The organism is Allobrachymonas chironomi DSM 19884 (assembly GCF_000374625.1).
Taxonomy (GTDB): Bacteria; Pseudomonadota; Gammaproteobacteria; order Burkholderiales; family Burkholderiaceae_C; genus Brachymonas; species Brachymonas chironomi.
Genome location: NZ_KB894765.1, coordinates 318,663 through 341,477, shown reverse-complemented (window position 1 = coordinate 341,477; position 22,815 = coordinate 318,663). Strand labels below are relative to the sequence as shown.

Below are 22,815 nucleotides of genomic sequence, written 5' to 3'. Positions count from 1 at the left end.
GGTAAACCGGGCGCAGGAGGGCGGTGTGGAACAGGTATCATCGGGACATGCACTCGCTTGGTGCAATTTGCCACGATGTGCCCAGAAGGATCAAGTATATGGCCACCTCCAAGACTGCCAACCCCTCCCGCCAGACCGATGCGCCAGCGGATGCGGCCGCTGCGGCTACCGCCAGTGATCCGTCCCTGCGCATCATCAAGAAGTACCCGAACCGCCGGCTCTACGACACCACCAGCTCCTCCTATGTGACGCTGGCCGAGGTCAAGGCGCTGGTCATGCAGGGCGAGCGCTTCGTGGTGCGCGATGCCAAGAGTGGCGATGACCTGACCCGCAGCATCCTGCTGCAGATCATCCTGGAGGAAGAGGCTGGCGGCAGCCCGATCTTCACCGAGACCGTGCTGGCCAACATCATCCGTTTCTACGGCCATGCCATGCAGGGCTTTTTCGGGGCCAACCTGGAAAGCAATATCCAGGCCTTTGCCGACATGCAGAAGAAGATGATGGAAATGACGCCGGGCTTCAACACTGATGCCTGGAGCAAGATGATGGAAATGCCCGGCCAGAAGATGGTGCAGAGCATGATGCAGAACTACTCCGAGCAGTCCAAGCAGGCCATGCAGCAAATGCAGGAGCAGCTGCAGCACCAGTATCAGACCAACATGCAGCAGTGGCTGGCGGCCTTCCAGCCCAAGCGCTGATCACGTCTGCGGGCACCAGGGGCTGTCAGAAAGGGTGGAAGCTGCGACAATAACGCACCATGAGTGCATCCACCAACGATACCCCTGTTGCTGCCGCCGGCAGCAACCCCAAAATCGGTTTTGTCAGCCTGGGCTGCCCCAAGGCGCTCACCGATTCCGAACTGATCCTGACCCAGCTCTCCGCCGAGGGTTATGACACCTCCAAGACCTTCGCCGGGGCCGACCTGGTGATCGTCAACACCTGCGGCTTCATCGATGACGCCGTCAAGGAAAGCCTGGATACCATTGGCGAAGCCCTGGCCGAAAACGGCAAGGTGATCGTCACCGGCTGCCTGGGCGCGCGTAGCGGAGCCAGCGGCGACAACCTGGTGCGCGAGATCCATCCCAGCGTGCTGGCCGTCACCGGCCCGCATGCCACGCAGGAGGTGATGGACGCCGTGCACAACCACTGCCCGCGTCCGCATGATCCCTTCATGGATCTGGTGCCGGCTGCTGGCATCAAGCTCACGCCGCGCCATTATGCCTACCTGAAAATCAGCGAAGGCTGTAACCACCGTTGCACCTTCTGCATCATCCCCTCGCTGCGCGGCGACCTGGTCAGCCGCCCGATCGGCGATGTGCTGAAAGAGGCGCAGGCCCTGTTCGAGGGCGGCGTCAAGGAGTTGCTGGTGGTCAGCCAGGACACTTCGGCCTACGGCGTGGACGTCAAGTACCGTACCGGTTTCTGGGACGGCAAGCCGATCCGCACGCGCACCTTCGAGCTGGCGCAGGCGCTGGGCCAGCTGGCACGCGAGCATGGCGCCTGGGTGCGCCTGCACTATGTCTACCCTTACCCGAGCGTGGATGAAATCATTCCGCTGATGGCGGATGGTCTGATCCTGCCCTACCTGGACGTGCCGTTCCAGCACAGCCATCCCGATGTGCTCAAGCGCATGAAGCGCCCGGCCAGTGGCGAGCGCAATCTGGAGCGCCTGCAGCGCTGGCGCGAGCTGTGCCCGCAACTGGTGGTGCGCAGCACCTTCATCGCCGGCTTCCCCGGCGAGACCGAGGCCGAATTCCAGGACCTGCTGGACTTTGTCGAGGCGGCGCAGATTGATCGTGCCGGCTGCTTTGCCTATTCCCCGGTTGATGGTGCCATCGCCAATGCGCTGGCCGGGGCGCTGCCGGACGAGGTGCGCGAAGAGCGCCGTGCACGCTTCATGGCCGTGGCCGAAACCGTCTCGGCCAATAAGCTGAAGCAGCGTGTGGGCTCCACCATGCAGGTGCTGGTTGACCATGCGCCGCAGCTCGGCAAGAAGGGGGCCGTAGGCCGCAGCTACGCCGATGCGCCCGAGATCGATGGCCTGGTGCGCCTGCTGCCGCCGCAGAAGATCAGCAAGACGCTCAAGGTGGGAACCTTTACCCAGGCCCGCATTGTCGATACCGACGGCCACGATCTGGTGGCACTGCCGATCTGACCGGCGGACGTCCTTTCATGCAACAACGCCCCGCTGCGATGCAGACGGGGCGTTGTGCTTATGGAGGCTAGCGCGTCGGTTTACTGGTTGAACAGGCCGTTCAGGCGTGCCGTGTGGATGGCCTGGGTGCGGCTCTTGACGCCCAGACGACGGAACAGGCGCCACAGATGGACCTTGACCGTGTGCTCGCTGATGCCCAGGCGCTCGGCGATGTCGCGGTTGCTCAGCCCTTCTTCCAGGGCTGCCAGCAGCTGCACCTGGCGCTTGGACAGCTTGCTGTTGGCCAGGGTGTTTTCTTCTTCCACGCTGTCGGGGATCAGCAGCTGGCGCAGCGAGCTGTACAGCTCGGCGCTGTTGAGCTGCTTGGGCAGGTAGGCGTCACTGCCGGCTTCGAGACAGGACGCATCGGTTTCGCCATCGGGCAGGTCGGACACCGTGATGACCAGCGCACTCGGGTAGTGGTGGCGGATTTCACGGATACCGGAGTAGCCCAGCGTATCGCTCAGGGTCAGGTCCAGCAGGATGGCGTCAGGTTCGCCATGGGTCTTGACGGCCAGCGGCAGGCTGCCCAGACGCTCCAGCTCGACCACATCCGATCCCGGCTTGATACGGCGGATCAGGTTGCTCAGGGCTTCACGGTAAAGAGGATGGTCTTCGATGATGAAATAGGACATGGCAGGTAGGTGGTAAACAGAAGGGAGCAGCCCGCCAGGCAATCATGAGAAAAATTCAATCATGTCTACAAGCTGGGCCATGTGTTTGGTCAAACTTGCAGAAAAGTGACGTTTCAATGATCGCTTAAGGATGCATGATCAGCATTTTATAGTAATTTTTGACATTACTTCAAAAGTGCGATCAAGGGAGCCATCAAGGTTTCAATCACCGCGTAAGTGGCATGCATCAGTGGCATCATCCAGAGGGCGCTTGCGACGCCCGTGACGACCAGCAGCAGAACGATGTAGAAGCCGAAAGGTTCAATGCGCGCAAACTGCGAGGCCAGTCGCGGCGGCAGCAGGCTGGCCAGGATGCGGCCGCCGTCGAGGGGGAGCAGCGGAAACAGGTTGAACACGAACATCACCACGTTGACCAGAACGCCGCCGCTGCACATTTTCAGGAAAAACTCTTCCTGGATGCCGCCCAGTTGCAGCAGGTAGTACAGGGCAGCCCAGAAGATCGCCTGGATGAAGTTGGAGCCAGGGCCGGCCAGGGCGACCCACAGCATGTCGCGACGCGGATTGCGCAGCCGGTCCATGCGCACCGGCACCGGCTTCGCATAGCCGAACAGGAACTTGCCGCCGGTCATGAACAGCAGTGCAATCGGGATCAGGATGGTGCCGACCGGATCGATGTGCTTGAACGGGTTGAGCGTGACGCGGCCCAGATTCCAGGCCGTGTTGTCGCCGAAATGGCGCGCCACATAACCGTGTGCTGCTTCGTGCAGGGTAATGGACAGCAGTACCGGGATGGCATAGATGCTGATGTTCTGGATGAGCTGGCTGATATCCATGGGGTACTTCCGTGTCAGTCGGGCGGGAACAGGCGGCTCAGAGGCCGAGCAGGGCCGGGTCGCCGGCTCCGTGGCGGATCAGTTCCGGGGCCTCGCCCTGGTCCATCGGCGTCAGGTCGACCACGGTGGTGGGCTGCAGCGGGCAGCTGCCGCTGGCCACCACGGCAGCCACCTGGTGTTCCAGCCGGTCCATGATCTCGTCCGGATCGTTCAGCGGGTCTTCTTCGCCGGGCAGGATTAGGGAGGCGCTCAGCAGTGGTGCACCGTGTTCTTCCAGCAGGGCCAGCAGCGTCTTGTGCGCCGGCACGCGCAGGCCGATGGTCTTGCGCGAGGGGTGGCTGAGGCGGCGCGGTACCTCCTTCGAGGCTTCGAGCACGAAGACGAACGGGCCGGGCGTGGCCTGCTTGAGCAGGCGGAACTGGCGGTTGTCGACCCGTGCATAGCTGGACAGTTCACTCAGATCGCGGCACAGCAGCGTCAGCAGGTGCTTGTCGTCCATCTGGCGGATGCGGCGCAGCTGGTCGCTGGCAGCCTTGTCGTCCAGATGGCAGACCAGCGCATAGCTGGAATCGGTGGGTACCGCCAGCACTTCGCCCTTGCGCAGCAGTTCGGCGGCCTGGCGCAGCAGCCGTGGTTGCGGATCGTCGGGGTGGATATTCAGCAGGAAGGCCATGTCAGGCTCCGGTGGAAGCAGTGTGGGGGTAGCGGATGCGCTTGCCCAGCAGCTGCCAGACGGGCTGCAGTCCGCCGGGCAGGGCAGGCAATGTGCCCAGATCGATGCGGCTTTCGTCGGGTGAGTGGAAATCGCTGCCTCGGGAGGCGTACAGGCCGTAATCGCGCGCCATCTGGGCGTATTTCTGCACTTCGGCTTCGGAGTGGCTGCTGGTCATGACTTCCACGCCCTGTCCGCCCAGTTCCTTGAAGCGCGAGAACAGGATGTGTTCTTCCTGTGGCGTGAAGTCGTAGCGTGCCGGGTGCGCAATGATGGCGACACCGCCGGCATCGGTAATCCACTGCACGGACTGCTCCAGCGAGGCCCAGCGGTGCGGCACAAAGCCGGGCTTGCCTTCGGTCAGGTAGTGGCGAAACACCTCCGGCACATCGGCGCAGGCCCCGACCTCGACCAGGAAGCGGGCAAAGTGCGAACGCGAAATCAGGTCGGGGTTGCCGACAAACTTCAGGGCTCCTTCATACGCTCCGGGAATGCCGGCTTCCGCCAGCTGCTGCGCGATCTCGCGTGCGCGCTCGTCACGTCCGCCGCGTGTCCGGCGCAGGCCCTCGACCAGGCCCGGGTGCTCGGGATCCACGCCCAGGCCCACGATGTGTACCGTCTTGTCGATATAGGTGATGGAGATTTCCACGCCGGCCAGAAACGGCAGCTGCAGTGCTGCAGCTGCAGCTGCGGCGCGGGCGCAGCCGGCGACCTCGTCGTGGTCGGTCAGCGCCCAGAGCCGGACACCATTGTCGGCCGCACGCTGCGCCAGCCATTCGGGCGATTGCGTACCGTCGGATACGGTCGAGTGGCAGTGGAGGTCGGCGTTGAGGGCCGCATCCAGGGAGAGTGTGCTTGCGTTCATGCAAGCATTGTAGACATGCAGCACGCAGGCTGCAGGCATCATGCTCAGGTTTTGCGGTGCTGCAGCTGGCCGGCCAGTTCGCGCAGGGCATCGCTCCAGGCGTTGACGGGCAGGGTGGCCATGGCGTCGATGGCCCGCTGGGCCTCGGCGGCGGCTGCTTCGCGGGCACCGTCCAGGGCGCCGGTGTTGCGTACCACTGCCACCACATCATGCAGGCGCTCGACCGAGCCGTTCTCGATCGCCTCACGCACCAGCGTGGCCTGTTCCGGCGTGCCCATGCGCATCGCCAGGATCAGCGGCAGCGTGGCCTTGCCTTCGCGCAGGTCATCCCCCACGTTCTTGCCGAGCTCCTCGACCTGGCCTTCGTAATCCAGCACATCGTCGATGATCTGGAACGCTGTGCCGAGTGCCTGGCCGTATTCGGCGCAGCGCTCTTCCTGGGCCACGTCGCAGCCGGCAATCACGGCGCTCAGGCGCGTGCTGGCTTCGAACAGCTTGGCGGTCTTGGAGCGGATCACGTGCAGGTAGCCGGCTTCGTCGAGCGAGGCATCGTGCATGTTCATCAGCTGCATGACCTCGCCTTCGGAGATCACGTTGGTGGCTTCGGCGAGGATTTCCATCACGCGCATATTGTGTGTCTCTACCATCATCTGGAAGGCACGCGTGTAGATGAAGTCGCCCACCAGCACGCTGGCCGGGTTGCCGAAGGTGGCGTTGGCGGTAGGGCGGTTGCGGCGCAGCGTGGATTCGTCCACCACGTCATCGTGCAGCAGGGTGGCGGTATGGATGAATTCGATCAGCGCTGCCAGGTGATGGTGCAGCGTCCCCTGGTAGCCCAGGGCGTTGGCCATCATCAGCAGCATGGCCGGGCGCAGGCGCTTGCCACCGGCAGAGATGATGTATTGCGCCACTTCGGCCACCAGCGGTACGCGGGTATCCAGTCGGTTCTGTATCACGCGGTCCACGGCCTGCATGTCAGGAGCGACCAGGGACAGGGCGGATGGTTGTGGCGAGGCAGACAAGGCGGATTCCTGAAAAATGGGTGGCAACGTCCGGTCACGTGCTGTCCTCGACAGGGCGGTGACCACGAAGTCATCCGCTAATTATAGGAGGCCGCAGCGCTGTCCAAGGAGGGGTACTGCCAGTTCCAGCCGAAGTTGTTGCTGTGCAGCAGCCACTTGCTTGACGTTAGTGGTGCAATGCGCTATTATCTTTGGCTTGCTGGAAATCCGTCTGGCAAGTTCATTCATTTGAGGTTTACATATGTACGCAGTCATAAAAACCGGCGGCAAGCAGTATCGCGTAGCAGCCGGCGACAAGATCAAGGTAGAACAGATTGCTGCGGACGAAGGTAAAGAGATCACCATCGATCAGGTACTGGCAGTCGGCAACGGCGACAGCCTGACCGTGGGAACTCCCCTGGTTTCCGGCGCAACCGTAGTGGCCAAGGTGGTCGCACATGGCAAGCACGACAAGGTCCGCATCTTCAAGATGCGCCGTCGCAAGCATTACCAGAAGCGCCAGGGTCACCGTCAGCAATTTACCGAACTGGAAATTGCTTCCATCAACGCTTGATTCCGGAAGGAGAGTAAGTCATGGCACAGAAAAAAGGCGGCGGCTCTACGCGTAACGGGCGTGATTCCAAGCCCAAGATGCTGGGCGTGAAGGCGTTCGGCGGTCAGCTGATCAGCGCTGGCTCCATCATCGTGCGTCAGCGTGGCACCAAGTTCCACGCCGGCAGCAACGTGGGCGTGGGTCGTGACCACACCCTGTTTGCCCTGGTGGACGGCCATGTGTCCTTCGACACCCGTGGCGCCCTGAACAAGCAGGTGGTGGACATTACTCCGGCGGAGTAATCCATACCAGCTGATCAACGGCATCCAGCGGATGCCGGTTCGCCCAAGCCCCGATGCCGCCAAGGTTCGGGGCTTGTGTTTTCTGGCGACAGGGATCGCCTACAATTTGCCGATACAGCGGAACCACGGCATCCGCACAGGAAATACTGGCATGAAATTCGTTGACGAGGCGTTCATCGACATCGCTGCGGGCGACGGCGGCAATGGCTGCGCTTCGTTCCGCCACGAGAAATACAAGGAATTCGGTGGTCCCGATGGCGGCGACGGTGGTCGCGGCGGCCATGTCTGGGCGATTGCCGATAGCAACCTCAATACCCTGGTCGATTACCGCTACACGCGCCGTTTCGAGGCCAAGCGCGGCCAGCATGGCATGGGTTCCGATATGTTTGGCGCTGCCGGCGATGACATCACGCTGAAGATGCCGGTCGGTACCATCATGACCGATGCCGAAACCGGCGAAGTGCTGTTCGAACTGCTGGTGCCGGGCGAGAAGCTCCTGATCGCCAAGGGTGGCGATGGCGGCTACGGCAACCTGCGCTTCAAGAGCTCGATCAACCGGGCGCCGCGCCAGAAGACGCTGGGCCATCCCGGCGAACGTCGCAGCGTCAAGCTGGAGCTGAAGGTGCTGGCCGATGTCGGTCTGCTCGGCATGCCCAACGCCGGCAAGTCCACCTTTATTGCCGCCGTCTCCAATGCACGCCCCAAAATTGCCGATTACCCGTTTACCACGCTCTACCCGAATCTGGGTGTGGTGCGCGTCGGTCCGGAGCAAAGCTTTGTCGTGGCCGATGTGCCCGGCCTGATCGAGGGGGCTGCCGAGGGGGCCGGCCTGGGTCACCAGTTCCTGCGCCACCTGCAGCGCACACGCCTGCTGCTGCATGTGATCGACATGGCTCCGTTCGATGACAGCGTGGATCCGGTCGAGCAGGCCAGGGCGATTGTGGCCGAGCTGAAAAAATACGATGCCGAGCTGTATGCCAAGCCGCGCTGGCTGGTGCTGAACAAGCTGGACATGGTGCCTGTGGAAGAGCGCGAAGCGCGCGTCAGGGACATGGTCAAGCGCTTGCGCTGGAAAGGCCCGGTCCACCAGATCTCGGCGCTCACGCGCGAAGGTTGCGAGCAGCTGATCCGCGAAATTTACCAGCATGTGCATCAGGTCCAGGTCGAGGAGCTGCCGCCCGAGCCGGAGCAGGATCCGCGTTTCATCCCGCTACCCGATGAGGATGAGTCGCCAGCCGAGCCGAAAGCTGCTCCCGCGCGCAAGCGTCCGGTGCGCCGCAAGAAACCGGCAGCCGAATAAGCCCACCATTGGCGTTGCCGCTGCCGCGCCTTCCAGAATCCGTCCCGATCTCCCATCATGTCCGATCTTGCCTTTCAGCCCGATCCCGTCAGCATGCTGCTGGCCGCCCGCCGCATTGTCGTGAAGGTGGGCTCCAGCCTGGTTACCAACGAAGGGCGCGGGCTGGATGAGGCGGCCATTGGCGAATGGTGTCGCCAGTTGGCCGCGCTGCGGGCCGATGGACGCGAGGTGGTGATGGTGTCCAGCGGTGCCATCGCGGAAGGCATGCTGCGTCTGGGCTGGCGCACGCGCCCGAAGGAAGTGAACGAGCTGCAGGCGGCGGCTGCCGTCGGCCAGATGGGTCTGGCGCAGATGTACGAGACCAAGTTGCGTGAAAATCACCTGCAGTCGGCGCAGATTCTGCTCACGCACGCGGATCTGGCCGATCGCGAGCGTTATCTGAATGCCCGCTCGACGCTGCTGACGCTGCTGGAGCTCGGCGTGCTGCCGGTGATCAACGAGAACGATACCGTGATCACCGACGAGATCAAGCTCGGCGACAACGACACCCTGGGTGCGCTGGTGGCCAATCTGATCGAGGCCGACCTGCTGGTGATCCTGACCGACCAGAAAGGCCTGTTCGATGCCGATCCGCGCAAGAACCCGCAGGCGCAGCTGGTGCAGGTGGCCCGTGCCGGTGATCCGGCGCTGGAGGCCATGGCCGGCGGTGCCGGCAGCACGATCGGTACCGGGGGCATGCTGACCAAGGTGCTGGCGGCACGCCGTGCGGCGGGTTCCGGTGCCAGCACCGTGATCGCCTGGGGCCGTGAGCCGGATGCGCTGCTGCGTCTGATGCGGGGCGAGGTGATCGGTACCGCCCTGATTGCCACCACGCCCAAGATGCAGGCACGCAAGCAGTGGATGAAGGATCACCTGAAGCTGCACGGTTCGGTGCTGGTGGATGCCGGTGCCGTGGCCAAGCTGAAGAACGAGGGCAAGAGCCTGTTGCCGATCGGCATGACCGAGGTGCGCGGCGAATTCCGCCGTGGTGAGGTGATTGCCATCTGCAGCCCGGAAGGGCAGGAGATTGCCCGTGGGCTGGCCAACTATGCCAGCCACGAGGCGCGCCAGCTATGCCGCCATCCCTCCAGTGAGATCACGGCGATCCTGGGTTACGCGGCAGAACCGGAGTTTGTTCACCGCGACAACCTGGTGATGCTCTGAAGCAGCGGGCTCAGTAGCCCGTGGCACGGTCCCAGAGCGACTGGCCGGTACGCAGGATGCGGCGCGCATCGCGCGAAGAGGTGGGCGGTGTCAGGCCGGTGCACAGGCCGCTGCTGGCAATGGCGCGGGCCTGGCGGTTGCTCTGGCGATCGTGCAGGTCGGCCCAGTCGGTATCGACCTCTTCCCAGCCGGGCGGCGTGGCGTTGAAGTCGTAGCGTGCATACGTGCGCACGGCAAAGGCATTGCAGTTGATGCCCTGGTAGTAGGCACTGCGGCTGCCGCTGCCATCGCTGCCCTGCATCAGCACCACATAGCGCACGATGCCGTCAGGCGCGACTTCGACGCTGTCGAGATCGACCGAGGTGCGCAGCGCGGAGAACTCCGGCATCGCAATATCCGCGAGATGGCGCGTGCTCAGTGCCGGTGCTGGCGGCACCGCGCTCTCCTGCTTCTTTTCCTTGAGGATTTCGGGCTGTTCTTCCTTGGGGCCACCGCCCCACAGGCTGATCTGGGCCTGGCTGGCGGTGCCGACAAGCAGGCCGAGGGCCAGCAGGCTGCAGCCTGCCAGGGAGTGCACAATTTTCATGATGGGGTATCGCCTGCGTTGGGCGGCAGGGTAGGGGGTTGCGGATCGAAACTGGCACCCGGAGGCAGGTCCAGGGTGTTGCGCAGCGCGGCAGATTGCAGCGGGCGCAGGTTGCCGGCACCACGTTGTGCTTCGTCGGAATGCAGGGTGCGCGGCTTGCCCTGGTGGTTGCGCAGATAACGGTTGCGCTGGTCGTTGCGCGGCAGGAAGCGCGCCAGTTCGGTCAGCGCCATTTCGTAGACGCCACGCTTGAACTCGACGACGACATCAAGCGGAACCCAGTAGTCATTCCAGCGCCAGGCATCGAATTCGGGGCGGTCGCTGGCACGCAGGTCCAGCTCCCAGTCCTGACCCAGTAGCTGCAGCAGGTACCAGATCTGCTTCTGGCCCTTGTAGTGGCCGCGCGATTCGCGGCGGATAAAACGGTCGGGCACTTCATAGCGCAACCAGTCCCGGGTTCTGGCGACGATGCGTACGTGGTGCGGATGAAGGCCTACCTCCTCGCGCAGCTCACGGTACATGGCCTGTTCGGGCGACTCCCCGCGATCTATGCCGCCTTGGGGGAATTGCCAACTGTGGGTGCGAATACGCTTGCCCCAGAACACCTGATTCTTGCGGTTGAGCAAGATGATGCCGACGTTGGGACGGAATCCTTCCCGGTCGAGCATGATCAACTCCAATTCTTTAATGGGTCCATTATGCACTGTTGGGCCTGGATATCAACGAGAATAGGAGTTGTTGCCATGCAGCAGGAAAGGCTGTTGCCCGGCGTGTTTTTCCTCTAGTGCAGAACCATGAAAGCTTCCCAGTTCCTGATTACCACCCTGCGTGACGCTCCGGCTGATGCCGAGATCGTCAGCCACCAACTCATGATGCGTGCCGGCTTCATCAAGAAGCTGGGCGCCGGCATCTACAACTACATGCCGATGGGCCTGCGCGTGATCCGCAAGGTCGAGGCCATCGTGCGCGAGGAAATGAACCGCGCCGGAGCCATCGAGCTGACCATGCCGGTGGTGCAGCCGGGCGAGTTGTGGCAGGAGACCGGCCGCTTCGGGACGATGGGCGACGAGTTGCTGCGCTTCCAGGATCGCCATGGCAATGACTTCGTGATCCAGCCCACCAGCGAGGAAGTCGTGACGGATATTGCACGTCAGGATTTCCGCAGCTACAAGCAGCTGCCCAAGAACCTGTACCAGATCCAGACCAAGTTCCGGGACGAGCGTCGTCCGCGTTTCGGCCTGATGCGCGGTCGCGAGTTCATCATGAAGGATGCCTACAGTTTCGACAAGGATGCCGATGCCGCACGTGCCAGCTACCAGAACATGGTGGCCACCTATCGCCGCATCTTTGACCGCTTCGGCCTGGACTATCGGGCCGTGGCCGCCGACAGCGGGGCCATTGGCGGCGACCTGAGCCAGGAGTTCCAGGTGATCGCGGCCACCGGCGAGGATGCCATCGTCTACTGCCCGGGCAGCGAATATGCGGCCAACATCGAAAAGGCCGAGGCGCTGGCACCAACCCAGGAGCGACCGGCGGCTGCCAAGCCCATGCAGGTCACGCCGACACCGGGCAAGAGCACGTGTGCCGATGTCGCCCAGTTCCTGAATGTGCCGCTGCAGACGACCGTCAAGTCGCTGGTGCTGGCGACCGACGACACGGATGATGCCGGCAACATCAGCGGCAGCCAGATCTGGCTGTTGCTGCTGCGCGGCGACCACGACATGAACGAGGTCAAGGTCGGCAAGCTGCCGGGCCTGGAGAAAGGTTTCCGTTTTGCCACCGAGGAAGAGATCGTGGCGCATTTCGGCACCCGTCCCGGCTACCTGGGGCCGATCGATACGCGCCAGCCGGTGCATGTGGTGGCCGACCGCGAAGTGGCCGTGATGGCCGACTGGATCTGTGGAGCCAATCAGGAAGATGCCCATATCACCGGCGTCAACTGGGGCCGTGACCTGCCCGAACCGGAACTGGTGGCGGATCTGCGCAATATCGTGGAAGGCGATCTGTCGCCGGATGGCGAGGGTGCGCTGGCGATTGAGCGCGGCATCGAGATTGGCCACGTGTTCTATCTGGGAACCAAGTACAGCCAGGCCATGAATGCCACTTTCCTGGACGTGAACGGCAAGGCGCGGCATTTCGAGATGGGCTGCTACGGCATCGGCATCACGCGCCTGCCGGCGGCCGCGATCGAGCAGAACCACGATGAGCGCGGCATGATCTGGCCGGATGCGATCGCACCGTTCACGCTGGTGATCTGCCCGATCGGCATGGACCGCAGCGAGGCGGTCAGGGCCGAGGCCACGCGCTTGTACCAGTCCATGCTGGATGCCGGTGTGGACGTGATCCTGGACGACCGCGGCGAGCGCCCGGGCGTGATGTTTGCCGACTGGGAGCTGATTGGCGTACCGCACCGCGTGGTGCTGTCCGACCGTGGCATCCAGGCCGGTGAAGTCGAGTACCAGCAGCGTCGCGACAAGGAAGCCAGCAAGCTGCCACTGGCCGATATCGACGCCTTGCTGCGCGACAAGCTGGGCCTGTAAGCCGGCCATGCGGCAAGCGACTGCAAGCTCCCGTCGCCGCTGGTTGCAGGCCACGGCGCGCTGGGGCGGGGCAGGGCTGCTGGGCGCTGCGCCCTGGCCGCTGGCCTGGGCGGGTGCGCAAAAGGAAGAGCATCTGGCCGATTCCGTGCGCACCGCACTCAGCGCCTCGGTGCGCATGAGCTCTGCGCCGCCGGTGCCGTTTTTCGACAATCGCCAGCAGGAGCAGGATTACCTGCGCTGGCTGGGCGAGATGCAGCGCCGGCTCGGCAATCGCATGGAAAACGATTTCACCCGGCGCGAGTTCCTGCAGACGGTCTGGTACGAGGCAGCGCGTGCCGGACTGGAGGTATCGCTGGTGCTCGGCCTGATCCAGGTCGAGAGCAATTTCCGCAAGTTCGCGATTTCCCCGGTCGGTGCGCGCGGGCTGATGCAGGTGATGCCGTTCTGGGCGCGCACCATTGGCGATGGCGACCCGGCTGCGCTGTTTCACCAGCAGACCAATCTGCGTTTTGGCTGCGTGATCCTGCGCTACTACCTGAATCGCGAAAAGGGCGATCTGTTCATGGCGCTGGGGCGTTACAACGGCTCACGCGGAAAATCGGCCTATCCCGATGCCGTGATGGCAGCGCAGCGCCGCTGGATGCTGGCGTAGCAGCTCAGCGCAGCCTGCGGAACCAGATCGCGTTGACGGTCACCAGGCCTGCCAGAAAGGCGTACAGACCGGTGCGATCCCCCCATTCGTCCTGGCCGAGCCAGATCAGCAGCGGAATCGCGATAAAGGTCACCGTGGTCAGCACCAGCCGGCGGCCAATGGCCTTGGCGTAGTCCGGTCCGCGGTTCTTCAGGCCGAGCACGCCGCGCACGATCTGCCAGCAGGCGAACACGGTCAGGGCCAGCGCGGTGCCCAGCAGCATTTCGGTCTGGCTGATCATGTCTGGCTACCCTGCAGGCGTTGCGTGTGACGCGCCAGCTGCGCCTGTACCTGCGCCGGAGCGGTGCCGCCCAGGGTGTTGCGGGCGTTGAGCGAGGCTTCCAGTGTCAGGGCCTGCGCGAACACGTCCTGCCCGATGTCCGGGTTGAACTGCTGCAGCGTGGCCAGCGGCAGCTCGGCCAGGTCCACGCCCTGGTCCTGCGCTGTCTTGACGGCATGCGCCACGACTTCATGGGCGTCACGGAAGGGCAGGCCTTTCTTGACCAGGTAATCGGCCAGGTCGGTGGCCGTGGCGTAGCCCTTGCTGGCGGCGGAGCGCATTGCTTCGGGATGGACCGTGATGCCGCCTTCCTTGGCTCCGGTGGCCGGGTTCAGCTGGCCGCCGATCATCTCGGCAAAGATACGCAGCGTGTCCCGCACGGTATCGACGGTGTCGAACAGCGGTTCCTTGTCTTCCTGGTTGTCCTTGTTGTAGGCCAGCGGCTGGCCTTTCATCAGCGTGATCAGGCCCATCAGGTGGCCGACCACGCGACCGGTCTTGCCGCGCGCGAGTTCCGGCACATCGGGATTCTTCTTCTGCGGCATGATGCTGCTGCCGGTGGTGAAGCGGTCGGCGATGCGGATGAAGGCAAAGTTCTGGCTCATCCACAGGATCAGCTCTTCGCTCAGGCGCGAGACGTGCACCATGATGAGCGAGGCGGCAGCGGTGAATTCGATGGCAAAGTCGCGGTCGCTGACGGCGTCCAGGCTGTTCTGGCAGACGCCTTCCATGTCCAGCGTGCGCGCCACGCGTTCGCGGTCCAGCGGGTAGGTGGTGCCGGCCAGCGCGGCGCTGCCCAGCGGCAGGCGGTTGACGCGCTTGCGCACGTCCTGCAGGCGTTCTTCGTCACGCGCAAACATTTCCACATAGGCCAGCAGGTGGTGGGCAAAGCTCACCGGCTGTGCCACCTGCAGGTGGGTGAAGCCGGGCAGGATCACGTCCACGTTGCGGCTGGCCACCTCGACCAGGGCAGCCTGCACTTCGCGCAGCAGGCCCAGAATCAGGTCGATCTCGTCACGCAGCCAGAGGCGGATATCGGTAGCCACCTGGTCGTTGCGGCTGCGGCCGGTGTGCAGGCGCTTGCCGGCATCGCCGACCAGCTGGGTCAGGCGCGCTTCCAGGTTCAGGTGCACGTCTTCCAGCTCCAGTTTCCAGTCGAAGCTGCCGGACTCGATCTCGGCCCTGATCTGGGCCATGCCGCGTTCGATGGCAGCACGGTCGTCCTGGCTGATGATGCCCTGGGCAGCCAGCATCTCGGCGTGGGCCAGGCTGCCGCGCATGTCGGCCTGCCACAGGCGCTTGTCAAAGAACACGCTGGCGGTGTAGCGCTGCACCAGTTCGCTCATGGGTTCGCTGAACAGGGCAGACCAGGCCTGGGACTTGGTATCGAGCTGGTTGTGGGAGGTGGACATGGCTGGAATATCGGAAAAGGCAGGCCGCAGCGGCCAGAAACAGACAGGACTTGCGCACGGGCAAGCCAAACCCCTATTGTAACGATGCCCGGTGTGGCAACAGGAGCGAGCGGTGTTTTCCCCGGTGCCCGTGCTAGCATCACGGCATCAGGAATATTGCCCGCAAGGGCGCATCACCATTGGCAGGCCCGGCCTGCGCGCGCATGACACAAGCCATTTCCCCCCTGCATCTCACCATCGCTACCCGCGAAAGCCGTCTCGCCCTGTGGCAGGCCGAACATGTCAAGGCCCTGCTGGAGCAGCAGGGCCACACCGTCACCCTGCTGGGCATGACCACGCGCGGCGACCAGATCCTGGACCGCACGCTGAGCAAGGTCGGCGGCAAGGGCCTGTTCGTCAAGGAGCTGGAGCTGGCGCTGGAGGAAGGTCGCGCCGACCTGGCCGTGCATTCGCTCAAGGACGTGCCGATGGAGCTGCCGCCCGGTTTCGAACTGGCTTGCGTGATGGAGCGCGAGGATCCGCGCGATGCCTTTGTCTCGCCGCAGTACGCCAGCCTGGATGCGGTGCCGCAGGGCGGCGTGCTGGGCACCTCCAGCCTGCGTCGCACCGTGCTGCTGCGTGCGCAGCGGCCGGATCTGCGCATCGAACCGCTGCGCGGCAACCTCGATACCCGCTTGCGCAAGCTGGACGAGGGCCAGTACGACGCCATTGTGCTGGCGGCCGCCGGCCTCATGCGCCTTGAGCTGCAGGATCGTATCCGTGGCATTTTCGAACCGCAGCAGATGCTGCCGGCTGCCGGGCAGGGGGCACTGGGCATCGAGATCCGCAGTGGTCGTCCCGAGCTGCTGCAGGCGCTGGCCCCGCTGGTGCATCTGCCGACCTGGCTGCGTGTGGCCGCCGAGCGTGCCGTCAGCCGCACCATGGGGGGCAGCTGCTCCATGCCGCTGGCCGCACATGCCACGCTGGATGGCGATAAGCTGCATATCGAAGCCGCCTGGGGCCGTGAAGACGATGCCCGGGGCGGGCTGGTGCACGCCAGCGCCACGGCCGCCGTGCAGACGCTGGAACAGGCCGATCAGCTCGGCGAGCAGGTGGCACGCCAGCTGATTGCTGCCGGTGCCCAGGTGCACGCAGGCTGAACATGTCCGTGCGTCCGCTGGTGCTGGTCACCCGGCCCGAGCCACAGGCCGGCCGCTGGACGGCGCAGCTGCAGCAGCTGCTGCCCGGGGCGGAGATCCGCCCCTTGCCGCTGATCGTCACGGCTCCGGTGCATGCGCCGGGGTATCAGCAGCAGTTGCAACAGGCCTGGAGCAGATTGCCGGAGCTGGTTGCAGCCTATTTTGTCAGCGTGCCGGCCGTGACGGGGTTCTTTGCGGCAGTACCGGATGCCCTGGTGCGCTGGCAGGCGTCCGGCATACGTGCCTGGGCTCCCGGTCGCGGGACGCGCGATGCGCTGCTGCAGGCTGGTGTCCCCGCTGCAGGCATCGATAGTCCGCCCGCTGATGCCGCCCAGTTCGACTCCGAAACACTCTGGCCGCTGATCCAGCCGCGGATCGCGCAGGCGCTGCAGCAGGGTAAACGCATTTTGCGTGTGCGCGGTACCGACCAGCTGCTGCCCGGGCAGCAGGCAGATCAGGGGGCTGGCCGTGACTGGATGGGGCAGCAGCTGCAGGCCGCCGGCGTCAGCGTCGATACGGTCGTCGCCTACCAGCGCCAGCCGCCCGACTGGAGCGCCGCTTTCACCGCCGCGCTGCTCCGGGAGCTGCAGGGGCGGCGCTGCATCTGGCTGTGGAGCAGTTCGCAGGCACTGGAGCATGCGGTGACCCTGCTACCCGCGCATGACTGGTCAGGTGATGTGGCCGTGGCAACCCATCCACGCATTGCCGAAAATGCCCGTCGCCATGGATTTGTGCGTTTGCAGCAGGCACGCCCCGTGCTTGCGGACGTGGCCCAGTCGATACAATCGCTGTTATGACGACTCCCGACCAGACCGAAGCTGCCATTCCCGCGCCGATGCCTGCGAGCGCTGTTCCCGTACATGCGCGCAACGGCATGCCGGCAGTGGCGCGCGTGGGTCTGGTGCTGGCGCTGATCCTGGCCTTGCTGGCGGTGGCCGGTGTGGCTTATCTCTGGCAGGATGCGCGTCGCATGCAGCAGCAGATCGCCACCCAGGTGGCCAATATGAATCGCCAGGCCAGCGAGTTGCAGGCCGAAGCCGGGCTGGCCAGCCGCCAGGGCCAGGAAGCAACGGCGCGTACTGCGCTGTTTGCCGCCAAGGTCGCAGAATTCGAGGCGCGCAATGCCCAGGTGGACAGTGTGCTGCAGGGCCTGGCCCGTGCCAAGGATGAAAACCTGCTGGTCGATATCGATGCTGCCATCCAGATGGGCTGGCAGCAGACCCAGCTGACTGGAGGGGTGCAGCCGCTGCTGGCCGGTTTGGTCAGTGCGCAAAACCGCCTCCGCCAGGCGGCGCAACCCAAGCTGTTGCCGCTGGAGCAGAGCATTGGCCGCGATATCGAGCGCCTGCGCCAGACCAGCGAGAGTGATGTGACCATGCTGCTGGGCCGTATCGATGGCGTGCTGCGTCAGATCGATTCCATGCCGCTGCAAAGCGATCTGGTGCGTCTGAACGAACGCACCTGGCAGGCGCAGGCCAGCAGCGTTGCCAGCCTGCCGGCCGATGCGCCCTGGTGGCAACAGGCCTGGGCCCATGTCAGCGATACCTTCTCCGATCTGGTGCGCGTGCGCACCATCGAAAGCCGCGATGCCGCGCTGCTGCAGCCGCAACAGGGCTACTACCTGCGTGAAAATATCAAGCTGCAGCTGCTCAATGCCCGCATGGCGCTGCTGGCGCGTCAGCCTGAAATCGCGCGCAGCGACGTGCAGCAGGTACGCGCCATGATGAGCCGCTATTTCCAGTCCGATGCGCAGGTCGTGCGTGATTCGCTGTTGCAGCTGGAGGAAATCGGCAGCAACATCCATGCGGTCCAGATGCCGACCATCCGGGAAACCCAGGCCGCGCTGACCGCCGCGCAAAATGCGGCAGCCCTGAGTGCCCCGGTTGCTGTGCCAGCGGTAGCGGCGACGGTACCTGCTTCGGCAGCGCTGGCTTCCGCAGCGGCTTCTGCTGCTTCTGCCGCCACGGGGAACTGACCCATGCGCGCGCTGCTCTGGCTGGTCCTGCTGTTTTTGCTGGCAACGCTGCTGGCCCTGTTGGCCGGTGGCAATCAGGCCGTGGTCACGGTCTACTGGTCGCCGACCCGCGCGATTGACCTCTCGCTCAACCTGATCGTTGCCGTCATTGTCGGGCTGTTCCTGCTGGGCTTTGCACTGCTGCGCGGCGTGCAAATTCTGTCCAGTCTGCCGCAGCAGGCCCAGCGCTGGCGTACGCACCAGAAGGAGCGCGCCATGCATGGTCATCTGCTCGATGCCATGTCCTACCAGATGGCCGGTCGTTATGGCCGTGCCCGCACGGCTGCCGGCAAGGCGCTGGAGCAGGATGAAGGTCTGTATGGCAAGCCGGATCAGATACAACCGGCGGAACCCGTCGTATCGGGCAGGAAAACGCCGCCACACGCAGTGGCTCCGGCCTACCGCATGCAATTGCGCACGCTGGCGCACAGCCTGATGGCAGACAGCAGCCAGCGCATGCAGGATGCCGACTGGCGCGATGCCTGTCAGCTCCGTGCCGAGCAGGAGGGGCAGCAGATCCAGGGGTCTGCCGCCGCCGAAACACGCGAAGGCCTGCTGCTGCGATCGGTACGCTGGGCGCTCGACAGCCACCAGCCGGACAAGGCACTGCAGCAACTGGACCAGCTGCCACAGGGAGCCGGTCGCCGCATGGCGGCCTTGCGTTATCGCCTGCGTGCCGCCCAGCAAATCGGTGATGCGCATCAGGCGCTCGAAACGGCGCGCGTGCTGGTACGACACAAGGCGTTTTCGGAACTGGCCGGCAAGGCCCTGATCCAGCAGCTGGCGGCTGACTGGCTGCGCTCGGCCCAGGATGTGGCGCAACTGCAGCAGCACTGGCGTGCGCTGGATGCCCAGGAGCGCAGCGTCCCGGCGATTGCCCTGGCCGCAACGGAGCGTCTGCAGCTGCTGGGTGGTTCGTCGGCGCAGTCTGCCCAATGGTTGCTGCCGGTCTGGGAACAGCTGGTCGAACAGCCGGATGCGCTTGCTGCCAGCCAGCGCCAATCCGTGCTGCTGTTGCTGGGAGATGCCCTGGACAGCCTGGATGCCGGCTGGCTGCAGCGTATCGAACAGGCCCGCCAGCGCCATCCCAGACAGGCGGAACTGCAGTATCTCGATGGCCTGGCCTGCCTGCAACGCCAGTTGCCGGATCAGGCCCGTCAGCTGCTGGAGCAGGCCCTGCCGGGTCTGCAGCAGGCTCCGGCCCTGCGCCGCCAGGCATGGATGGCCCTGGCGCGATTGGCCGAGCAGCGCGCGGACAGTGCTGCGGCGCTCGAGGCCTGGAAGCAGGCCGCCACCACGGCGGTCTGAAGGCATCTCTTCAGGCGTACAGCTGGTCTTCGGGCCGACCGAGCGGCCAGGCCACCGCCAGACACCCGGAGGCATACCCGTTCCCGACTGCTCCTGAGCGTGGCGGCTGGCTTCGGGCGTGGACCGATAGCAGCCTTCCCAGCCATGTCGTACCCATGAAAAAACGGCCACTGCTGCATGCAGTGGCCGTCTGGAAGGCCTGAGCAGGGGGATATCTCCTGTCAGCAGGTGCGCATTACTGTGCGGCCTGCTCGAACGGCAGCGGCTGGGCCGCCAGATCGCGACGCGTTTCCACCAGGATCAGCGGACCTTCGTCCAGCGCTACCAGCGGCGGACGCTCGCGCGGCACATGGACCGGTTTGGGCGTGGCTGCAATCTCGGCCTGCACGGCTGCGACCTTGTCGGCATCGGAATGCACCCAGACCAGGCCGGCCTGATCGGCAACCTGCTGCAGCTGTTCCAGCGGCAGGGTGAAGGCGACGGGCGCGGCAGCAGTTTCGCCAGCTTCCACCACTTCCGCCACGGCAACGGTAGTTACCGTTTCCGCACTGGAGATGACCAGCGGGGCGGGGGCTTGGACCGGGGCTTCGGCAACCGGAGCCGCTTCGCTGACGGTTTCCATGGGCGCGGCTGTTTCTGCCGGAGCCGTGATCACCGGAGTAGTGACCGGCTCGGCAGCAGCTTCGGCCGCAGTTTCTGCTGGTGCAGACTCTGCGCTGCTCGCCGGGGCCGACAGGGCCAGACCCGGTACCGGGGCATTCGCCTGGGCCGAGAAGTAGCTGCGCGGAGCAGATGCATCGGCAGCCGTGTCCTGGCTGTTGTCCGTATCCTGCGATTCGCTGGTGCTTGCCCGTTCGGCACGATCGCCACGATCGCCACGGTTGCGGCGGTCGCGGCCATAGCGGTCACGCGAGCGGCGTTCGCGACGCTCGCGCTGTTCGGTGCTGTCAGCGCTGCCGGTGTCGGTGGCCGTTGCCACGCTGTCACTGGCGCTGGCTTCGGTAGCGGCAACTGCGCTCACGGCTGCTGCGGCTACGCCGGCAGCCAGCACCTCGTTGTTGTCGGCCACCGGCTGTTGGGGCTGGCGCGGTTGGCGACGCTCGCTGCGTTGCTGCTGCTGGTTGTCGCCGGATTCGTTGCGTTCCGTGGAAGAGGAGCGTTCACCACCACGACGGTTGCGATTGCCGGAGCCGCTGCGTTCCTGGCGTGCCTCGCCTTGCTGCTCGTTGCGCGGCGCACGGTTGTCACGGGACTCTTCGGAGCGGCTGCTGCCGTCTTCCTGGCGTTCGCCACGGCTGCTGCGCTGGCCGTTACGCTGGCCGTTGCTGCGGCCACCGCGACCGCCACGCTGACCACCACGGCGGTTGTCGGACTTGTCGGCCGGCCTGGTTTCGGGTTCCGGCTTGACGGGTTCGGGCTGCACTTGCGGCTCGGGATCGGCCCAGCCGAACATGCGCTTGATTTTCAGCCACAGCGATGCGAAGCCGCCCGGCTCCTCGACCACCTGAGGCGCTGCCGGAGCGGCAGCGGCAACCGGCTCGGCGACCACTTCGGGCGTGATCACGGCCGGCGGCTCGGGCAGGAAGTTCTTCAGCACCGGCGTCTGGCGGTTGGTCGGCTCCTGCGAGCGGCGCGTGACGGCGGTCGGATCCTCGATCTCTTCGGCCAGGTTGTAGCTGGCATCCATGTTGTCCAGACGCAGATCGTCGTGCTTCAGGCGTTCCAGACGGTAGTGCGGCGTTTCCAGGCCCTTGTTGGGTACCAGCATCACATGCACGCGTTGCTTGAGCTCGATCTTGGCGATTTCGGAGCGCTTCTCGTTGAGCAGGAAGGAGGCGACCTCGACCGGCACCTGGGCGTGCACGGCCGCGGTGTTGTCCTTCATCGCCTCTTCCTGGATGATGCGCAGAATCTGCAGCGCGCTGGATTCGGTATCGCGCACGTGGCCGGAACCGCCGCAGCGCGGGCAGGGGATGGAAGCGCCTTCGGACAGGGCCGGGCGCAGGCGCTGGCGGCTCATTTCGAGCAGGCCGAACTTGCTGATGGTGCCGAACTGCACGCGGGCGCGGTCCTGGCGCAGGGCATCGCGCAGGCGGCTTTCCACCTCGCGGCGGTTCTTCTGCTCGTCCATGTCGATGAAGTCGATCACGATCAGGCCGCCCAGGTCACGCAGACGCATCTGGCGCGCCACCTCATCGGCGGCCTCCAGGTTGGTGCGGGTGGCGGTTTCCTCGATGTCGCTGCCCTTGATGGCGCGTGCCGAGTTGACGTCCACCGACACCAGGGCTTCGGTGTGGTCGATCACGATGGCGCCGCCGCTCGGCAGCGTCACGATGCGGGAGTAGGCCGACTCGATCTGGTGCTCGATCTGGAAGCGGCTGAACAGCGGGGCATCGTCGCGGTAGCGCTTGACCTTGGATGCGTGCTCCGGCATCACGTGGTTCATGAACTGGTGCGCCTGCTCGTAGATGTCATCCGTATCGATCAGGATGTCGCCGATTTCCGGGCTGAAGTAGTCACGCAGGGCCCGCACGACCAGGTTGGACTCCTGGTAGATCAGGAAGGCACCCTTGCCGTCGCCGGAAGCCCCTTCAATCGCCTCCCACAGTTTCAGCAGGTAGCTCAGGTCCCACTGCAGTTCGGGCGCGCTGCGGCCGATACCGGCGGTACGCGCGATGATGCTCATGCCCTTCGGGTACTCGAGCTGGTCCATCGCCTCTTTCAGCTCGGCACGGTCCTCGCCCTCGATACGGCGGCTGACGCCACCGCCACGCGGGTTGTTGGGCATCAGCACCACGTAGCGGCCGGCCAGGCTGATGAAGGTGGTCAGGGCAGCGCCCTTGTTGCCACGTTCTTCCTTTTCGACCTGTACCAGCAGTTCCTGGCCTTCCTGGATCACGTCCTGGATACGCGCCTGGCTGACCGGCACGCCATCGGCAAAGTATTGGCGCGAGATTTCCTTGAACGGCAGGAAGCCGTGGCGGTCTTCGCCGTAATCGACAAAACAGGCTTCCAGCGAGGGCTCGACGCGCGTGACCACGGCCTTGTAGATATTGCCCTTGCGCTGTTCACGCCCCTCGATCTCGATCTCGTAGTCGAGCAGCTTCTGGCCGTCGACGATGGCAAGCCGGCGTTCTTCCGACTGGGTGCCGTTGATCAGCATCCGTTTCATGATGCGTTTCCTTCCTGAGCCCGCAGGCTCATGCTA

22 protein-coding genes are annotated in these 22,815 nt (G+C 64.6%); 12 read left to right on the top strand and 10 right to left on the bottom strand.

What is annotated here, in order from left to right; all coding sequences use genetic code 11:
* The first annotated feature begins 98 nt into the window (after nucleotides 1–98).
* A complete protein-coding gene (gene phaR / locus C513_RS0101665) occupies nucleotides 99–698 on the top strand; it encodes a polyhydroxyalkanoate synthesis repressor PhaR (RefSeq protein ID WP_018714288.1) in 600 nt (199 codons plus the stop codon).
* Between the two features lie 59 nt (nucleotides 699–757).
* A complete protein-coding gene (gene rimO / locus C513_RS0101660; RefSeq protein WP_018714287.1) occupies nucleotides 758–2,155 on the top strand; it encodes a 30S ribosomal protein S12 methylthiotransferase RimO in 1,398 nt (465 codons plus the stop codon).
* An 80-nt stretch (nucleotides 2,156–2,235) separates the two neighbouring features.
* Here the strand turns inward: rimO and C513_RS0101655 are convergent, their stop codons facing one another.
* From C513_RS0101655 to C513_RS0101635, 5 genes are all read right to left on the bottom strand, one after another.
* Nucleotides 2,236–2,829 (bottom strand): LuxR C-terminal-related transcriptional regulator, encoded by a 594-nt coding sequence (locus C513_RS0101655; RefSeq protein WP_018714286.1) that lies wholly within the window; start codon nucleotides 2,827–2,829, stop codon nucleotides 2,236–2,238.
* A gap of 164 nt (nucleotides 2,830–2,993) precedes the next feature.
* Nucleotides 2,994–3,662, bottom strand: a complete 669-nt coding sequence (locus C513_RS0101650) for a site-2 protease family protein (RefSeq protein ID WP_018714285.1) — start codon at nucleotides 3,660–3,662, stop codon at nucleotides 2,994–2,996.
* A 37-nt stretch (nucleotides 3,663–3,699) separates the two neighbouring features.
* Nucleotides 3,700–4,335, bottom strand: a complete 636-nt coding sequence (locus C513_RS0101645) for an L-threonylcarbamoyladenylate synthase (protein WP_018714284.1) — start codon at nucleotides 4,333–4,335, stop codon at nucleotides 3,700–3,702.
* Nucleotide 4,336: 1 nt separating this feature from the next.
* Complete coding sequence (locus C513_RS0101640) at nucleotides 4,337–5,239, bottom strand: 3',5'-nucleoside bisphosphate phosphatase (protein WP_033394782.1); 903 nt, start codon at nucleotides 5,237–5,239, stop codon at nucleotides 4,337–4,339.
* A 44-nt stretch (nucleotides 5,240–5,283) separates the two neighbouring features.
* A complete protein-coding gene (locus C513_RS0101635; RefSeq protein WP_018714282.1) occupies nucleotides 5,284–6,213 on the bottom strand; it encodes a polyprenyl synthetase family protein in 930 nt (309 codons plus the stop codon).
* A 289-nt stretch (nucleotides 6,214–6,502) separates the two neighbouring features.
* On the opposite strand from C513_RS0101635, the gene rplU reads away from it, so the two are divergent.
* The 4 genes from rplU (at nucleotide 6,503) to proB (ending at nucleotide 9,598) form a co-directional block, all read left to right on the top strand.
* Nucleotides 6,503–6,814 (top strand): 50S ribosomal protein L21, encoded by a 312-nt coding sequence (rplU, locus tag C513_RS0101630; RefSeq protein ID WP_018714281.1) that lies wholly within the window; start codon nucleotides 6,503–6,505, stop codon nucleotides 6,812–6,814.
* A 20-nt stretch (nucleotides 6,815–6,834) separates the two neighbouring features.
* Entirely contained in the window at nucleotides 6,835–7,095 is a 261-nt protein-coding gene (rpmA, locus tag C513_RS0101625; protein ID WP_018714280.1) for a 50S ribosomal protein L27, read from the top strand.
* Between the two features lie 151 nt (nucleotides 7,096–7,246).
* On the top strand, nucleotides 7,247–8,395 hold the full coding sequence (gene cgtA, locus C513_RS0101620) for an Obg family GTPase CgtA (RefSeq protein ID WP_018714279.1): 1,149 nt from the start codon (nucleotides 7,247–7,249) through the stop codon (nucleotides 8,393–8,395).
* Nucleotides 8,396–8,452: 57 nt separating this feature from the next.
* Nucleotides 8,453–9,598, top strand: a complete 1,146-nt coding sequence (gene proB / locus C513_RS0101615; RefSeq protein WP_018714278.1) for a glutamate 5-kinase — start codon at nucleotides 8,453–8,455, stop codon at nucleotides 9,596–9,598.
* Nucleotides 9,599–9,608: 10 nt separating this feature from the next.
* Here proB and C513_RS12425 read toward each other — a convergent pair whose 3' ends face one another.
* A complete protein-coding gene (locus tag C513_RS12425; RefSeq protein ID WP_018714277.1) occupies nucleotides 9,609–10,184 on the bottom strand; it encodes a CNP1-like family protein in 576 nt (191 codons plus the stop codon).
* Nucleotides 10,181–10,852, bottom strand: a complete 672-nt coding sequence (locus tag C513_RS0101605) for an RNA pyrophosphohydrolase (RefSeq protein WP_026320432.1) — start codon at nucleotides 10,850–10,852, stop codon at nucleotides 10,181–10,183. The genes C513_RS12425 and C513_RS0101605 overlap by 4 nt, the downstream gene beginning before the upstream one ends.
* Nucleotides 10,853–10,978: 126 nt before the next feature.
* On the opposite strand from C513_RS0101605, the gene C513_RS0101600 reads away from it, so the two are divergent.
* Nucleotides 10,979–12,724 carry a proline--tRNA ligase gene (locus C513_RS0101600; protein ID WP_018714274.1) on the top strand — a complete coding sequence of 582 codons (1,746 nt, stop codon included), beginning with the start codon at nucleotides 10,979–10,981 and terminating at the stop codon, nucleotides 12,722–12,724.
* A 7-nt stretch (nucleotides 12,725–12,731) separates the two neighbouring features.
* On the top strand, nucleotides 12,732–13,376 hold the full coding sequence (locus tag C513_RS0101595) for a lytic transglycosylase domain-containing protein (protein WP_026320431.1): 645 nt from the start codon (nucleotides 12,732–12,734) through the stop codon (nucleotides 13,374–13,376).
* A 4-nt stretch (nucleotides 13,377–13,380) separates the two neighbouring features.
* On the opposite strand, the gene C513_RS0101590 is transcribed toward C513_RS0101595, so the two are convergent.
* Complete coding sequence (locus C513_RS0101590; RefSeq protein WP_018714272.1) at nucleotides 13,381–13,656, bottom strand: hypothetical protein; 276 nt, start codon at nucleotides 13,654–13,656, stop codon at nucleotides 13,381–13,383.
* Nucleotides 13,653–15,107, bottom strand: a complete 1,455-nt coding sequence (argH, locus tag C513_RS0101585; protein ID WP_018714271.1) for an argininosuccinate lyase — start codon at nucleotides 15,105–15,107, stop codon at nucleotides 13,653–13,655. Before argH ends, C513_RS0101590 begins: the two co-directional genes overlap by 4 nt.
* A 203-nt stretch (nucleotides 15,108–15,310) precedes the next feature.
* Here argH and hemC point away from each other — a divergent pair, with 203 nt between their 5' ends.
* From hemC to C513_RS0101565, 4 genes are read left to right on the top strand one after another with little or no spacing between them, the layout of a single operon-like run.
* On the top strand, nucleotides 15,311–16,246 hold the full coding sequence (gene hemC, locus C513_RS0101580; protein ID WP_026320430.1) for a hydroxymethylbilane synthase: 936 nt from the start codon (nucleotides 15,311–15,313) through the stop codon (nucleotides 16,244–16,246).
* Between the two features lie 2 nt (nucleotides 16,247–16,248).
* The gene (locus tag C513_RS0101575) at nucleotides 16,249–17,082 is read left to right on the top strand and encodes a uroporphyrinogen-III synthase (RefSeq protein WP_018714269.1); all 834 of its coding nucleotides are present in this window, start codon (nucleotides 16,249–16,251) and stop codon (nucleotides 17,080–17,082) included.
* Nucleotides 17,079–18,260 carry a uroporphyrinogen-III C-methyltransferase gene (locus C513_RS0101570; RefSeq protein ID WP_018714268.1) on the top strand — a complete coding sequence of 394 codons (1,182 nt, stop codon included), beginning with the start codon at nucleotides 17,079–17,081 and terminating at the stop codon, nucleotides 18,258–18,260. The genes C513_RS0101575 and C513_RS0101570 overlap by 4 nt, the downstream gene beginning before the upstream one ends.
* A gap of 3 nt (nucleotides 18,261–18,263) precedes the next feature.
* Entirely contained in the window at nucleotides 18,264–19,607 is a 1,344-nt protein-coding gene (locus C513_RS0101565; protein WP_018714267.1) for a heme biosynthesis HemY N-terminal domain-containing protein, read from the top strand.
* A gap of 235 nt (nucleotides 19,608–19,842) precedes the next feature.
* On the opposite strand, the gene C513_RS0101560 is transcribed toward C513_RS0101565, so the two are convergent.
* Nucleotides 19,843–22,779, bottom strand: coding sequence for an Rne/Rng family ribonuclease (locus tag C513_RS0101560; protein WP_026320429.1), 2,937 nt, complete (start codon nucleotides 22,777–22,779; stop codon nucleotides 19,843–19,845).
* Nucleotides 22,780–22,815: the final 36 nt, after the last annotated feature.